Below are 15767 nucleotides of genomic sequence, written 5' to 3' on the forward strand. Positions count from 1 at the left end.
ATAATCTCATCTTCGAATATTTAGATTTGAGACGTAAAATTGCGTCTCCGCATTGCAAATCACCGCGGTAAATAAAAAAACAACCTACCCTATATACCTGAATGTAATGTTAATCCTTGCCCCCTGCATCCTGCTTGTTTTGGGTACCTGGTGAAGCCAGTGATGCTGTGTTTGCCCCTGCATGATCAGCAGGTCGCCATTATTAAGGGGGATAGAAACTTTGGCATTCTTTTGCTGCTTATGTTTAAACTGGAAAACCCGCGAAGCACCAAATGATACCGAAGCTATAACCGGGTTACCGCCAAGCTCAGTTTCATCGTCGCTATGCCAACCCATGCTGTCGTTGCCATCCCTGTAATAATTAAGCAGCGCAGTATTGAACCGGTGCCCGCATTGCTGTTCTGCCGCCTGTTTAATACCACCAAGCAGCGGACTAAACTTAACCGGCACATTCACTACCCCCGAATATACATACACCTCGTCGCTGTCCCCATACCAGGCCGTAAGCCGGGGGAAGTTTATCTCCTTACCATAGATCTTCATTTTATCCTGCTTCCATGGTGTTTCCTCAACCAGCCGCCCAAATACATCTTCCTTAAAAAATCGAGGATAAAGCAACACCTCGCCGTCAAAAGGCAACAAGTTTTTTGGCGCACCAAACAGGCCCAGTTGATCATTATTGAATAGATCCATGTTCAAATATCCGTAATACTACCATAAAAACGCTATCCCCAGTTCCAGTATCAAAATGATAAAACCTATCATTTTGATAGCTTTTACTCATATTGATAAAATCTTTCTCATTTTGATAAACAACTATAAAACAAGCATCTATATAAAATAAAATACGCAGTGGCATGCTTATTGGCTATGCGCATCCATAGTACAAAATAAAATTTACGATGGCATTGTTTATCGCTGCAGCAGCAAAATTTTCAAAACAGACCACATGCTCCCCCGCTGCAGCAGGTATCATCCCCTCTTTTTCCCCTAATAATTTATACAATTCATGAATTCGCACGTTAAGCAACTCACTTTCGCGGGTATGATCGTTACCCTCGGTATTATTTTTGGCGATATCGGTACTTCTCCCCTTTATGTTTTTCAAACCCTGTTGGTTGAAGGCGGTAAAGTGAACACCGCGCTGGTATTAGGCTCAATCTCTTGTATCTTTTGGACACTAACCCTCCAAACCACTTTCAAATACATTGTTATTACCCTACAGGCAGATAACAAAGGCGAAGGCGGCATTTTTTCATTATACGCACTGGTGAGGCGATATGGCAAATGGCTGGCTATCCCGGCTATTATAGGTGCAGGTACTTTGCTTGCCGATGGTATTATTACCCCACCTATCTCCGTAACGTCGGCCATTGAGGGTTTGAACCTTGTGCCGGCATTTTCAACCGTTATTGTACCAGGAAATAACCTGATCCTCATTATTGTAATCACCATCATTTTATTGCTGTTCTTTTTTCAGCAGTTTGGCACCAAGGTGGTTGGTTCGGCTTTCGGGCCTGTTATGCTGATGTGGTTTATCATGCTCGGCGTATTGGGCACCATGCAAATTGTGCACTTCCCATCTATTTTTAAAGCCCTTAACCCTTATTACGGCGCACGCTTGCTGATGGACCACCCTAAAGGTTTCTGGCTGTTAGGCGCGGTGTTTCTATGCACCACCGGCGCCGAAGCCCTGTACTCCGATCTTGGCCACTGCGGCAGGCGCAACATCCAGGTAAGCTGGATCTTTGTAAAAACAACCCTGATACTGAACTACCTTGGGCAAGGCGCATGGGTATTATCACAAGCACCCGGAAAAGATTTTACCGGCGTTAACCCTTTCTTTGAAATTGTACCGCATACCTTCCTGTTACCAGCTGTAGCTTTGGCTACACTGGCTACCATTATTGCCAGCCAGGCACTCATCAGCGGTTCATTCACACTCATTAGTGAAGCGGTGAGCATGAACTTTTGGCCACGGATCACTATTAAATACCCGTCAAACATTCGCGGACAGATCTACATCCCAAGCATTAACTGGATGTTGTGTATCGGCTGTATCCTGGTGTCAATGTATTTCCGTACCTCAAGCGCCATGACTGCCGCTTATGGCTTCAGTATCACCATTGCCATGCTTAGCACCACTATTTTGATGTATTACTTTATGCGTTACGTGAAGCATTGGCCGGTATGGCTGGTTACTATTATCCTGTGCGTATTTGTAACTGTCGAGTTCTCCTTTTTTGTAGCCAATGCGGTTAAAATATTAAAACGTTTATTTTTTGTAGGATTTGAAGTTGGCCTGATCTTTACCATGTACACCTGGTTCAGGGCGCGTAAAATCAATAACCGCTTCCTTAATTTCATCGACATTAAAGAAAAACTGCCATTGCTGAACGCATTGAGCAATGATACCACCATCAATAAATATGCTACCCACCTGATTTACCTTACCAAGGCCAACAACGGCAGGCAAATTGAAGAAAAGATCATCTACTCTATCATGAGCCGTCGCCCTAAGCGTGCCGATACTTACTGGTTTGTACATATTGAGCAAACAGATGAGCCTTACACCCAGGAATACAGTGTTGACCAGATTGAACCCGGCAAGGTAATCCGGATTGAGTTCCGCCTTGGTTTCAAGATCCAGCCGAGGGTTAACGTACTTTTCCGCAAGGTGGTTGAGGATATGGTTGAGCGTGGCGAAATCAACATCATTAGTCAGTACGAGTCATTGAAACAATACAATATGGCGGCCGATTTCAGGTTTGTGATCATGGAGAAATTCCTGTCGTACAATAACCTGTTCAGCGTATCTGAAGGCTTTATCCTGAACAGCTATTTTGCCATCAAAAAACTGGCCCAGTCCGAAGCCAAAGCTTTTGGCCTGGATACCAGCGAAACCCGCATTGAAAAGATCCCGCTGGTGGTTAAACCTGTTAATAATATCCATATTAAAAGGATTGACCCGGTTACACATAAAGCGGTTGAGACTGTGGGTAAAGAAGTTTTTGCGTAAGGCCATTGATTCACCCCGGTGTCGCTACGCTCATCACCCCTCTTTGCTTCTCAAAGAGGGGTTTTCTTTTTTTATTTATTCTCGCCAGCGGGAATAAAATTATGTCATTGCGAGGTACGAAGCAATCGCACGGAAGCACAGCCGCTCTGCATAGCTACGAGATTGCTTCGTACCTCGCAATGACATTTTTTTACGCAGGTACAAGCGTCCTCCGCTTGTACCATTCCAACGGTAAGCGTCCACGCTTACCATACCCGGGAGCGTGGACGCTCCTATCAAAAAATCATTCAAGCGTGGACGCGTATTTTTTCTTTAAAACCTTTTTTGGCGCAAGTCTTGTGTGCAGGATGGTGCCGGGCTGACTTGTGACTCCGTAGTCCAAGTTATCCAACGCTCCTTAGCCATCCCACAAAATTTGAGCTAAAGGCAATGACGCGTTTTTGCACCAAACAAAAAACCCGGCCTTACGGCCGGGGATTTCATCAGGTTTATTGGATTGGTTGGAAATACGTAATTATAATTTTTCGCCGTGCTGGCTGATATCAAGGCCCTGCTCCTCTTCCTCTGCAGAAACCCTTAATGGCGAGATCATGTCGGTGATCTTTAGCAACAGTAATGAACCGAAAAATGCAAATACCGATACACAAACCAATGCTACGAGCTGCACAATGAACAGGTGGGTTTCACCAAAAAACAAACCGTTACCGGTAGTATTGTTAGGGTTTACATGCTGACTGGCAAATACACCGGTTAACAGCATTCCCACCATACCGCCCACGCCGTGGCAAGGGAATACATCAAGTGTATCATCTATAGAAGTACGTGTACGCCATTCAACTACCAGGTTACTCACTACTGCCGAGATAATACCGATAGCCAGTGAGTGCGGTACCGATACAAAGCCCGCAGCAGGTGTAATGGCCACCAAACCCACCACAGCGCCAATACAGGTACCCATGGCCGATGGCTTGCGACCAAGCAGCATATCAAAAAAGATCCAGGTAACACCCGCGGCTGCCGAAGCAGTAGTGCTGGTTGCCAAAGCGGTAACCGCCAAAGCATTGGCTCCAAAAGCCGAACCGGCATTAAAACCAAACCAGCCGAACCATAACAAGCCTGTACCTATCATTACATAGGTGATCCGTGCAGGTGCATGATTGGCCTCGTTGCGGCGTTTTAAATATAAGGCCGATGCCAATGCAGCCCAACCGGCCGACATATGCACTACCGTACCGCCTGCAAAGTCAAGCACACCAAATTTGGCCAGTATGCCATCCGGGTGCCAGGTGCAATGTGCCAGCGGCGAGAATATGAAAATAGAAAACAGTACCAAAAAAATAATGTACGAGTTAAAACGGATGCGCTCGGCAAATGCACCGGTAATAAGCGCAGGGGTAATAATGGCAAACTTTAACTGGTACATGGCAAACAGCAGCAACGGAATAGTTGGCGCGGCCTTCCAGGTGGCATTACCCAGCATGCCCTTCATCATAAAATAGGTTGACGGATTGCCGATAATACCATAGAAGCTATCGCCAAAGGCCAGGCTAAAACCGAAAATGCCCCACATTACCGTAATGATCACCATACAAACAATGCTTTGCAGCATGGTTGATATCACGTTCTTTTTGTTAACCATGCCCCCGTAAAAAAACGCAAGGCCCGGCGTCATGATTAAAACCAGTGCCGTCGACATCAGCATCCAGGCAATATCGCCGGTATTAAAGTTGGGGTGACCGGAATTTTTGAAATCAACCGACGGAAAAATAAAAGTAAGTGAAAGTATAATTAAGATCAGGAAAAAAGGGAAATACCTCTTCATGTATTTAGAAAAAATATGTTTTAAATCGGCATGAAAGGTATGATTTTTTCTAAAAACAAAAGAAATTAAATAACTTTTGTTGAAAAAAACATCAACTACAGATATTTCAGGATAGAATTTGGGAAAACCCCTAATAAAACAAGCAGAAAACTTATAACAACGGCTAAAACAAGCAAATTATAAGATCTTTTACTGGGAACTTCAGCGTTTTCTGTTCTTTTCAGAAATAAATACAAGGGAATTTTAAGGTAATAAAACAAGGATACTACCGTAGTTAAAGCGCCTGTTATCATTAATGCCATCAACCAAATACTATGCGTTTGCTCATAAGTACTGTAAACCGCCGAAAACACGAATAGCTTACCTGTAAACCCGGCAGTAACCGGGATCCCTGTTAAAGAGATAAGGATAATTACAAAACAAACCGAAGCTACCGGGTATTTTAAACCCAAACCTTTGTAAGCTTCCACCTCTTCGGCCTCAGCAATATTGCTGAAGTAAGAGGCCAGAGCGAGCGCTCCTATATTGGCCAGTGCGTAAACGGCAAGATAATAAGTAAGTGATGATAAGCCCTGTACATTAAAGGTAACCACCGCCATTAATGCAAACCCGGTGTGGCCGATGCTTGAGTAAGCCAGCATCCTTTTTACGTTGCTTTGCAAAACAGCTGCAAAATTTCCGGCTATCATGGTGATAATACCAAGGGCCGATAAAACAATGCTAAAATCAATCCCCTTCCAATCTGCCGAAAACAGAAACAAGGGCATCACATTTACCAATAATGCAAAGGCAGCTATTTTAGGCACGGTTGAAAGATATGCAGTAACAGGCGTGGGCGCTCCCTGGTAAACATCGGGCACCCAAAAATGCATGGGTACAAATGACAGCTTAAAACCTATACCAATCATTACCAGCACCAAAGCAAAGGAAACACTTACCGGGTTCACATTTGGCAACTGTGCCACAATGCCCAACAAATCGAGCGAGCCGCTGAAGCCATATAGTAACGAGATGCCATACAACATAACCGCCGATGATGCCGCACCAAACAGCACGTACTTTAAACCGGCTTCGGTACTTAAAGCAGTTTCTGAACGATAGGCCACCATCAGGTATGATGCTACGGATACCATCTCAATAGCAAGATAAACAGACAGCAGGTTAATAGCCATCGCCATTAAATGCAGACCTAAAACAGATGCAATGGAAATGGTGTACAGATCAGATAATCCTTTCGGGTGTGCCTTCAGCTTATCATCCCAGGTAAAATTCAATAACAGGACAAATGAAAGCAGATCGATAATGATTTTAAAAAACACTGCCGATCGCCTTAGCAGCAACATACTGCCAAAAATAACATGATCACCGTCAAGGATCAGGGCTACTTGCTGCAGGTCTTTAAACAGCACCAACAGCAAACCGGCACAGGCTACTATTTTACAAAGCTTTACAGATCTGCGCCCAAATATCAGGTCGGTTATCAGCACTACCAAAAACAGCACGGTTAAATAAATTTCGGGCATAAAATAGGGTAAGCTGCCAAAAACATTGGTTAACTGAGCTGATATATGGGGGAGCAGATCGTGCATTTATATTTTATTGTACTATTACTGATTGATTTTTTGGGTATTTAACCTGGTATTTTAATTTCACCTTCTTTTCATCGAGCGAATTTAACACGAAATTCCATGAAACCTTACCTGTTGTTGCATCTGGTTTTGCTCCGGATGTTTCCTGAGTTTCCACCTCGATATCTTTATTCTGCGAAACCGGCACCTGGTCTTCAACCAGCAGGTTAACCGGCTGGCTTTTCCTGTTTTTAATATCAATAAGCCAGTTGCGTGTTTCCTTTTGACTTGAACCCGACGACTGGCGCATAGCCAGGCCTTTCTCCGATGTACGGGTAACAATGATGTTTTTGTCCGTACCCAATGAAAGGTTCAGCGTATCGGTAGTGGCATCGGTATTGATAAGCGATTTACCGATATAGGTACCTTCAAAAAACAGATTAGCCTCGCCAGAGAGGAAACTGTATTTATTCCAGTTGGTGAGCTGCGCGGTAAGGAATACATCGGTGCTCAGTTTAGGCGCTACATAATACTGGTAGGTAGCATCGATATTATACTGGCTTATTTCAACCGCATATTGCTTGCCATCGCTTAGCACGGTATAAGGATTGGCAATGTTAAATTCGATATTGGTTTGGTTCTCTTCTTTTTTTACTTCGATGGGTGTGGTATAGGCCGATTCTTTACGTACTTTGCTAACACTACCTGTGATATAGCCGGATGAATTATCATCACGGGTAGAACTATAACCAACCACAACAACTTCATTCAATTGTTGTGATGATGATTTTAGCGCTACATTGATCAGCGGTGCATTAGCCTGCCTTTCTAAAGTTTCAAATCCTATAAAACTGTAGGTAAGCACAGCATTGGCGTTAGGTAGCTGGATACTGTAATTCCCTCCTACATCGCTTACCGCACCTATTGAGGTTCCTTTTACCCTGATACTTACGCCAGGCAAGGGTTGGTTAGTGTTTTCTTCATATACCCTGCCCATTACTTTTGTTATAGAAGCAGCGGTACCCGAATAATACATGCCAAAGTTAAGATAGGTAGGGGTAAGCTCGGGCTTTGCGCCGTTTACAGTAGGGTTACCTGTTGATAGGGTAAGCTTGGCATTTTTCCAGTCCTCACCTGTTTTTTGGGATACATTGGCCTTGTAAACAATGGTGATAGGGCTGTTTACATTTTTTGCCCTGATATCGTAGGTTGGGAACCAATTTGCATTACGCACCAGGTAGCTTAAGGTAAAGTTTGCCTGCAAAGCTGCCTTTGATGATACGGTTACCAAAACATTACTTGTAGTTTTAACACCCGCCCTGTTGATCTCTGCAATTTGTTTTTCATAACCCTGCAGTTCATCATTAAGCTGATCTACCTGGTCATTTATCGCCTGCTGGTTCTTTTTGATCTCATTTAAGCGGGCTGTTTGAAAATCAAGTGCCTGTTTTAGCTTAACTGCATCCAAAGCGACATTGGTACCGTTGCTCACCGGGTTTTTAGCCAGTGTATTAGCCTCTTCCTGGTAAATGGAAAGCATATTATTTTGCAGGGCAATTTTATTCCTTACCAGTTTTTCTTTGGCTTCAATAACCTGTATATTTTTCTGTTTGATCTCATTATCGGCAAAATCAAGTTCATGGTTAACCGAAAGAATGGTAAAATCGCCGCCTGCATTTACCTGGATGCTTTGCACATCAATCCCCGGCGACAGGTTTTCAAATATTAGCGTTGATGTGCCGGGGCTGATATTCACCAGCGCGGTACGGCTTACCTGCGCCCCGTTTAAAAACACGGTTACTTTCTGAACTTTGGACGCTACCTTTTGCCCTTCATCGGCTTTGGTTGCTGTAGCGATAAAAAATAATGCTGCAGCAATAGATAATTTTTTAAACATAATTCCTTCGGTTAAATACATACCATCTGTTATTTCGCTGATGCCCGGGTTGCCGGGGGCAGCGTAAATAAAAGATGCAGGGGTATGCACTTTTCCATAAATGAATTTATGTTGAAACACGATTTATTTTATTTAGCCTGTAAATACTGTATCAGCGCCAGTACCGAATCATTGATCTTATCAAAAACCAGCCCCGGCATTATACCTAAAGCCAGCGCCGCAAGGGCCAGCGGGGCAAGTGTTAGTTTTTCGCGAAGGTTGAGATCGGTAAGGGCTATTTTCCAAACTTCGCCGCCTTTTAATGATACCTTGCCAAAAAACATGCGTTGCAGCGTCCACAGGAAATAAGCCGCACTAAGCAGGATCCCTACTGAGCCGCAAATAGCCATCCAATATGGCAACAAACCGTTTACTGTTGCCGATTTAAATGTACCCGTAAGCGTAAATGCTTCGGCCACAAAAGCCGAGAAACCCGGCAGACCTAAGGAAGCAAAAAAAGCAATCATCACAAAAGCGGTATATTTCGGCATGTGGGTGCCCAATCCGCGGAAATGGTAAATATCCCTGTCGTGCACGCGGTTGTATACCACGCCAACTAAAAAGAACAGCATGGTTGATAAAAAGCCGTGGCTTACCATCTGCATTACAGCGCCGCTTACACCCTCTGCAGTTTGCGAGGCTATGCCCAGCAATACAAAACCCATATGCGATACAGACGAGTAGGCGATCATCCGTTTCAGATCGCGCTGGGCCAGCGCATTGCAGGCACCGTATAATATAGAGATAACGCCTAAAAGCCCGATCCAGAAAGCACCCGAGGTGGCTATCTCCGGGAAAATGCCTAAGCAAATCCTGATGATCCCGTAACCACCTATTTTGAGCAGTACACCGGCAAGAATGATAGATACCGGTGTTGGTGCCTCCACGTGGGCATCGGGTAGCCAGGTATGCAACGGTACAACCGGCACTTTAATGGCAAAAGCAATAAACAGCACCACAAAGCCAACCGTACGAGCAGGCATCCCCAATATGGTTTGATGTGCCGCGGCCGAAAACACCGAACCCTGGGCATAATTGGCCTGGTTCATCATCTGGACGATATTGAAAGTATGGCTGCCTGTTGCAGGGTCGCTCACTGAAAGGTATAAGCCAACCATCACCAGCAACATAAACACTGAACCAAATAATGTATACAGGAAAAACTTAATAGCTGCGTATTCCCGGCGCACACCGCCCCACATCCCTATCAGGAAATAAAGCGGTAATAACATCAGCTCATAAAACAGGTAAAACAGGAAGAAATCCAGTGCACAAAATACACCCATCACGGCCATATCCAGCAGCAGGAACAGCAGGAAGAAACCTTTCAAATTACTCTTGATCTCCCATGAGGCCAGTGTAGCCACCACCATCACCAATGCCGACATCACCAGCAGCGTTACCGAAATACCATCTATCCCCACAAAATAATCTATCTGCATTTTGCCCATGCTGCCCAGGTTAAGCGCTATCCATGGCAGTTTCTGCACAAACTGAAACTGATCTTCATGATTAATCCCGGCTGTAGCTGCGCCCGTTTTAAAATCAAGATAGATCCAGATGCTGATACCCAGCTGCAAAAGCGTAGCCAGCAGGGTGATATATTTAAAACTCCCCCGAACTGACGATGGCAGCAATACAATCACCAACGCAAACAGTACAGGTATAAATATGAGGAGGGTTAATAGGTTCATTAAATTCAGATCAGTATTTTTAAAATAAAGAGTACCAGCACAATGAGCAGCATACTATACAAATAATACTGCACCTTGCCGTTTTGAAACTTACGTGCAAAATTGCCAATACTTTGCACTAATGCAGCCATTAAATGCAAAAATCCGTCAACAATATATTTATCGCACCAGGCAGCGATGCTTGCTACCATCCGGCTTGTACGTTCAATTAAATGGATCAGCCCGTCGATGATATTCCTGTCGAACCAGAAACAGGTTTTGCCCAGACCAAGGATCGGCTTTACAATTACTTTTTTATAGATCTTGTCCAGGTACCACTGGTTATAGGATAAGCGGTACAGGAAGCCTGTTTGCGGGAACGAGAACGTGTTTTGTTTTACATAGATGGCGTATGCCGCATACATCACAAATACGCTCAAGATATTTACCCCTACCGGGATTATGGTATGGTAGATATTTTCGCGGGCCAGGAACTCGGCAGGCTTTAGGCCGTTAAAAAGCCAGGCGCTTTCATAAAAGAAAGGGTTAAATGAAAACAAAGGGAACAAACTACAAACCGCCAGCAGGATCAACGGCAACTTGTATTGCCAGCCGCCGTCACTGATATGGAACTTGATTTCCGGGTTGCTCTTAAGCAGTCGAAACTCACCGAAGAAAACTTTTACAATAAGCCTTGATACATAAAAAGCGGTAAGCCAGCTGGTAAACAAGGCGCCCGCCGGAATCAGCTTAAGCCATGCACTCCGGCCCTCGCTCCACTCAAAAGCCTGGATCAGGATGCCATCTTTCGACAGGTAACCCGATGTAAGCGGGATCCCGATAAGGGCAAGCGAACCAACCACAGCGGCAATAAAAGTAAGCGGCAGCTTTTTACGCAAACCACCCATGTGAAGAATATTTTGCGGATCGATATCCAGATCGTTCTTTTCCTTGATGTGCTGCATTTCGTGGATCACGATGCCGGCCACCAAAAACAGCAAACATTTAAAAAAGGCATGTGTAGCCAAATGAAATAACGACGAGCCATATGCTCCTACCCCCATTGCCAAAATCATATAGCCCAATTGCGATATGGTTGAATAAGCAAGTACACGTTTCAGATCGTTTTGCGTAAGCGCGATGGTAGCCGCCATGAAAGCAGTAAAGCAGCCGATGACGGCTAAAACAGTCAGTTCCGTATCGGTAAACATCGGATAAACCCTGCCCAGCAAAAACACCCCTGCAGCCACCATAGTAGCCGCGTGAATCAATGCAGAAACTGAAGTTGGGCCTTCCATAGCATCCGGTAGCCAGGTATGCAGCGGGAACTGGGCCGATTTAGCTGCAACAGCAAGGAAGATCCCTGTGCAGGCTATATATTGCCAGATTGCGGGTAATTTGGTCATTGTACCGCGAACCCAAACAGAGCCATAATTAGAAGGCATCCTATCCGGCGAAAAAGTCCATAGCCCTTTATCCGGCCCCATAAACTTAACAAGGCCATGTTCTCCAAATAAGGTATCGATATCAAACGTATGGAATTGGGCAAAAATGATAATGATAGCGCTCAGCAAACCGATATCGCCTATCCGGTTCATGATAAAGGCTTTTTTATTGGCCTGTACGGCCTTATCCTTAGTAAACCAAAAGCCGATAAGAAGGTATGATGAAAAACCCACCAGTTCCCAAAAAGCGTAGAACAGCACCAGACTATCCACAACAACCAGGCCCAGCATGCTGAAACAAAAGAAGCTTAAGTAGGTGAAGTAACGACTATACCTGTTGTCATGCTTCATGTAGGCTGTAGAATAGATATGTACAGGCAAAGCGATCAGCGATACCAGCAGCAACATCAGCACAGAAATATTATTAAGCAGGATCCCTGCGAAAACTTTGGTATTGCCAATAGTAAACCACAGCTTTTGGGTATGCAGTGGCTGCAGGTTCCAAACCCTTGCAAATACTATTGCAGATAGCACGCAACCCACCAGAATAGCTAATGTTGAGATCCATCCTGACAATTTACTTTTTTCAGGCAGGCAAAAGTTTATCAAAGCAGCAAACAGCGGCAAAACCACAGCTGCTATGGTGTAGCTGATAATGATTGGATCTGTATGTGAAAGCGCAGTGTTCAATTATCTATTTTGCTTTTATTTCTACAGAGGGCGGTATAGAATCATGCCCCATTACATAATATAAACTAAACTCATTGTAAGTCGCCTTCTGTGAAAGAATATTGTATAACTGTTCGATTCGTACAGATGTCATTGATTTATATTCATGCCCATTTATTATGTATATTAAATTACTATCGTCATTATGATGTTTTTCAAGATACGATTCATACTCCTTTGAAAGCGCACCGATTCCCTGCTTATATTGTTTTACTGCATACTCTCTGGTCGTAACAATTATTATTTTGAAGCTCGTAGGGGCGTTGGTTATTGAGTCAGTTTTTTGTTTTATAAATTCAACACTATGAACATCTTTCAATTTTAAACCTTTGAAATTCCTATCCGATTGCTTTCCGTCAACTACATATTTATAACTACTATCTGCAAAGTGGCTAAACTGCTCATTACGTAACAAAGTATCATTCGGGTTTATAAATGTAAGCGATGTACTGTCCAGGTCCCCCTTAAGCAATATCCCATCAAATATCATAGATCGGGAAAGTAAAGTGGTATTGATCTGTTTTCTTAATGTACTTGCAAAGGTGTCTGTAGCTTGAGCACATGCAATTACTGGAATTAAAGCGACCAGAAAGAAAATAAACAAAAATTTCCTCATGTTCAATCCCTCAAATTTTTAATCTCGTCCGGATCAATGGTTTTATATCTCCGGTAAACATTCAGGATAATAGCCAGGGCAACCGCCGTTGTAGCTGCCGCCAGCACGATAGCAAACAGGGCAAATACCTGCCCCCCATTGTTCAGCTTATCGTATTTACCAAAAGCTACCAGGTTTAAAATGGCTGCATTCAGCATTAGTTCAATACCTATTAATACCTGTATGGAGTTGCGTTTGGACACAATCATGTACATGCCTGTGCAAAACAGCAAAGCACCTACCAATAAAAAATCGGTTAGTGTGATCATGCGCTGCCCTCCTTACGTGATAAATGCGCCGCGCCCACCAATGCCATCAGCAATAAAACAGAGATAGCTTCAAAAGGCAGCAAATAAGTGGTCATTAAATTGATACCGATATTTTCAGTCATCAAAGTAGTTGGGGCGATCTCATTTTTTTGTGCGATGGATTGCTTTACCCATGGCAGGTTATCAGCATCGGCTTTAAGTATAATATTTACAATCACCGCTAAAAACAGCACAGCCAGTATAACAGCCGGTACTTTAGCCATGTTAATGAATTTCCCCTTCTGCTGCTGGATCACATTCAAGGTTTCGCGACCGGAGAGCATAAACGCAAAAAGGATGAGCACCAGGATGCCTCCCACATAAATTACTACCTGCGTTACCGCCACAAAATCGGCAAGGGCCAATACATACAGGCCGGCCAATGCAAACAGGGTAACAAAAAATATAAAGATACTCCTGACTAAATTTTTACTTAACGCAGCGTACAGGGCCGAGCTAACGGCAATAAAGCTCATCACATAAAACAACACGCGTACCAAGGTCATGCCCCTCCCTCCTTTTGTTTCATAGCGGCTAATTTGGCAGCCTGCTTTTCGGCCTGTTGCTTATCAAATAAGGCGCGCTTTTCGGCTGCGTCTTCGGGCGCCATATCTGAGAACTGATAAACCAAATCGCTGAGCTGAAAAACCGTTTTATCATACTGGTTGGTCATGACGATGCATTCGGTTGGGCACACAATGGTACACAGGCCGCAATACATACATTTGGCCATATCAATATCAAATTTGGCAGCATACAAACGCTTGGTTGTACCGTCGGATGTTTGGCCGATAGCCTCCGTTGCCTTGATCGATTCGATATCGATACAATTAACCGGGCATACTTTAGCACACAAGTCGCACACTATACAATCGTCCATTTCCACATCTAACTGGTAGCGGCCTACCTCAGGTACGGGCAATTGTTGCTTGGGGTATTGGATGGTATTGGTGCCATGTTCCAGTTGTTTAAAGTAATTACTGTCGCTCACGGTCACAATCTCCCTTTTGCCATTACCCGCAAAAAGGTGCCGTATGGTAAGGCTTAAACCTTTCCATGCAGTTGTAAACGCATTAATTACTTTATTCACCGTTGATTTTTTTGATTACGTTGATTTCGCTGATTCTGAACCTTGATTTTTAGGATTTCAGGATCACCTTGATATTTATTATTCCTTTTATATGTTTTGCTTCCCTCTTTCTATCTTGCCTCCTGGCTCTTGACCTCCTGCCTCTGGCAATTCTCACATTAACCACAACCTCCACACGCCCGATATCAGCATACAGGCAAAGGCCAGCGGGGTTAATACCTTCCAGCAAAGGTTCATCAACTGGTCTACCCGTAAACGGGGCAGAGTCCACCTGATCCACATTTGCACGCCTACAAGGGTTAATGTTTTTAATATTACCCACAGTATGCCCCATGCCACTCCGGTTGTCCACGTTGCCAGCTTTAGGCCAGCTATGTTAGGCAGCGGTGTATTCCAGGCACCTAAAAATAAGATCACTGCTATCATAGATACCAGGAACATCATCGAATACTCGGCCAAAAATACCAGCGCAAAGCGGATTCCCGTAAACTCGGTATGGAAACCGGCTACCAGTTCCGATTCTGCTTCCGGAATATCAAAAGGGGCACGGTTACTTTCGGCCAGTGAAGCTATAAAATAGATTACAAATGCGATCAATAAATGTGGTGCCCGAAATATGTTCCAGCTAAAAAGGCCGCCTATCTGAGATACATCCCAGAAACCGGCGAACTTTATTTTTTCAGTAGTTAGGATGCCCTGTTGGGCCGAGATCACCTGCAAATCCAGTGTTTGTGCTATCATCACTACCGATATTATGGCAAAGCCTGCAGGGATCTCGTAGGAAATGATTTGCGCTGCCGAACGCATGGCACCAAGTATAGAGTATTTATTGTTTGATCCCCAGCCTGCCATCAGGATCCCCAATGTTTCGATGGAGATAATGGCGAAGATATAATATAGACCAATATTAGTTTTTGAAGGAATTAACCCAGGTGCCCAGGGCAGGGCAGCAAAGCCGAGATATACTGCTATAAAGATTACCGCCGGAGCCAGCATAAACAGCCATTTATCTGCTGCCGCCGGGATGATCAGCTCCTTCTGAAGCATCTTCAAAATATCGGCCAGCGTTTGCAGTGAGCCGTATTTCCCGGTTTCGGTAGGACCAAGCCTGTCTTGTATAAATGCTGATATTTTACGCTCGGCATACACACCGAATAAAGCGAAAAAGGCCGAAAAACTGAACAACCCAATTGCCGCAATAAAATATGTAAAATAATAGTTCAACAGGAATATTTGCTTAAGGGTGCAAACTTACTAAATGTTGAGTTATTTAGAATGATTAAATTATATATTAAGTTGATAGGGATTGTTGGTGAATGGTTGATTGTACAGGTGAGTGGTTGACTGGGTTGATTAAGTGAGTGGTTATAATGGCCCAATAACTGCCGCGAGTTTAGCGCAGCGTAACTCGTGGTGTAAAATAGTTTGAGTCTCTGACTGAAGTGGGACTTAAGTTAAAAACTTAAGTCATGGCCAACTACGGGTTACGCTGCACTAAACCCGCGGCAGATATCTTATTTAA

12 protein-coding genes are annotated in these 15767 nt (G+C 44.0%); 1 reads left to right on the forward strand and 11 read right to left on the reverse strand.

Going from position 1 to position 15767, the window contains the following annotated elements; all coding sequences use genetic code 11:
• Positions 1-84: 84 nt before the first annotated feature.
• A complete protein-coding gene (locus tag ACFFGT_RS18235; protein ID WP_377023969.1) occupies positions 85-693 on the reverse strand; it encodes an alpha-ketoglutarate-dependent dioxygenase AlkB family protein in 609 nt (202 codons plus the stop codon).
• Positions 694-1009: 316 nt separating this feature from the next.
• Between ACFFGT_RS18235 and ACFFGT_RS18240 the strand changes: the two genes are divergently transcribed.
• Positions 1010-3019 (forward strand): KUP/HAK/KT family potassium transporter, encoded by a 2010-nt coding sequence (locus tag ACFFGT_RS18240; RefSeq protein ID WP_377023970.1) that lies wholly within the window; start codon positions 1010-1012, stop codon positions 3017-3019.
• 514 nt (positions 3020-3533) lie between these two features.
• Here ACFFGT_RS18240 and ACFFGT_RS18245 read toward each other — a convergent pair.
• From ACFFGT_RS18245 to nuoH, 10 genes are all read right to left on the reverse strand, one after another.
• Positions 3534-4841, reverse strand: coding sequence for an ammonium transporter (locus tag ACFFGT_RS18245; RefSeq protein WP_377023971.1), 1308 nt, complete (start codon positions 4839-4841; stop codon positions 3534-3536).
• Between the two features lie 95 nt (positions 4842-4936).
• Positions 4937-6430, reverse strand: a complete 1494-nt coding sequence (locus ACFFGT_RS18250; protein WP_377023972.1) for an NADH-quinone oxidoreductase subunit N — start codon at positions 6428-6430, stop codon at positions 4937-4939.
• Positions 6431-6437: 7 nt separating this feature from the next.
• Positions 6438-8426 (reverse strand): mucoidy inhibitor MuiA family protein, encoded by a 1989-nt coding sequence (locus ACFFGT_RS18255; protein WP_377023973.1) that lies wholly within the window; start codon positions 8424-8426, stop codon positions 6438-6440.
• 8 nt (positions 8427-8434) lie between these two features.
• Positions 8435-10039 (reverse strand): complex I subunit 4 family protein, encoded by a 1605-nt coding sequence (locus ACFFGT_RS18260; protein WP_377023974.1) that lies wholly within the window; start codon positions 10037-10039, stop codon positions 8435-8437.
• Positions 10040-10044: 5 nt separating this feature from the next.
• Entirely contained in the window at positions 10045-12153 is a 2109-nt protein-coding gene (gene nuoL / locus ACFFGT_RS18265) for an NADH-quinone oxidoreductase subunit L (protein ID WP_377023975.1), read from the reverse strand.
• 4 nt (positions 12154-12157) lie between these two features.
• Positions 12158-12808 carry a hypothetical protein gene (locus ACFFGT_RS18270; protein WP_377023976.1) on the reverse strand — a complete coding sequence of 217 codons (651 nt, stop codon included), beginning with the start codon at positions 12806-12808 and terminating at the stop codon, positions 12158-12160.
• Positions 12809-12810: 2 nt separating this feature from the next.
• Entirely contained in the window at positions 12811-13116 is a 306-nt protein-coding gene (gene nuoK, locus ACFFGT_RS18275; protein ID WP_091222011.1) for an NADH-quinone oxidoreductase subunit NuoK, read from the reverse strand.
• Positions 13113-13661, reverse strand: a complete 549-nt coding sequence (locus ACFFGT_RS18280) for an NADH-quinone oxidoreductase subunit J family protein (RefSeq protein ID WP_377023977.1) — start codon at positions 13659-13661, stop codon at positions 13113-13115. Before ACFFGT_RS18280 ends, nuoK begins: the two co-directional genes overlap by 4 nt.
• On the reverse strand, positions 13658-14245 hold the full coding sequence (locus ACFFGT_RS18285) for a NuoI/complex I 23 kDa subunit family protein (protein WP_377023978.1): 588 nt from the start codon (positions 14243-14245) through the stop codon (positions 13658-13660). The genes ACFFGT_RS18280 and ACFFGT_RS18285 overlap by 4 nt, the downstream gene beginning before the upstream one ends.
• Positions 14246-14398: 153 nt before the next feature.
• Positions 14399-15469 carry an NADH-quinone oxidoreductase subunit NuoH gene (gene nuoH, locus ACFFGT_RS18290; RefSeq protein ID WP_377023979.1) on the reverse strand — a complete coding sequence of 357 codons (1071 nt, stop codon included), beginning with the start codon at positions 15467-15469 and terminating at the stop codon, positions 14399-14401.
• Between the last annotated feature and the right edge of the window lie 298 nt (positions 15470-15767).

This window comes from Mucilaginibacter angelicae (assembly GCF_042434235.1).
Classification (GTDB): Bacteria; Bacteroidota; Bacteroidia; order Sphingobacteriales; family Sphingobacteriaceae; genus Mucilaginibacter; species Mucilaginibacter angelicae.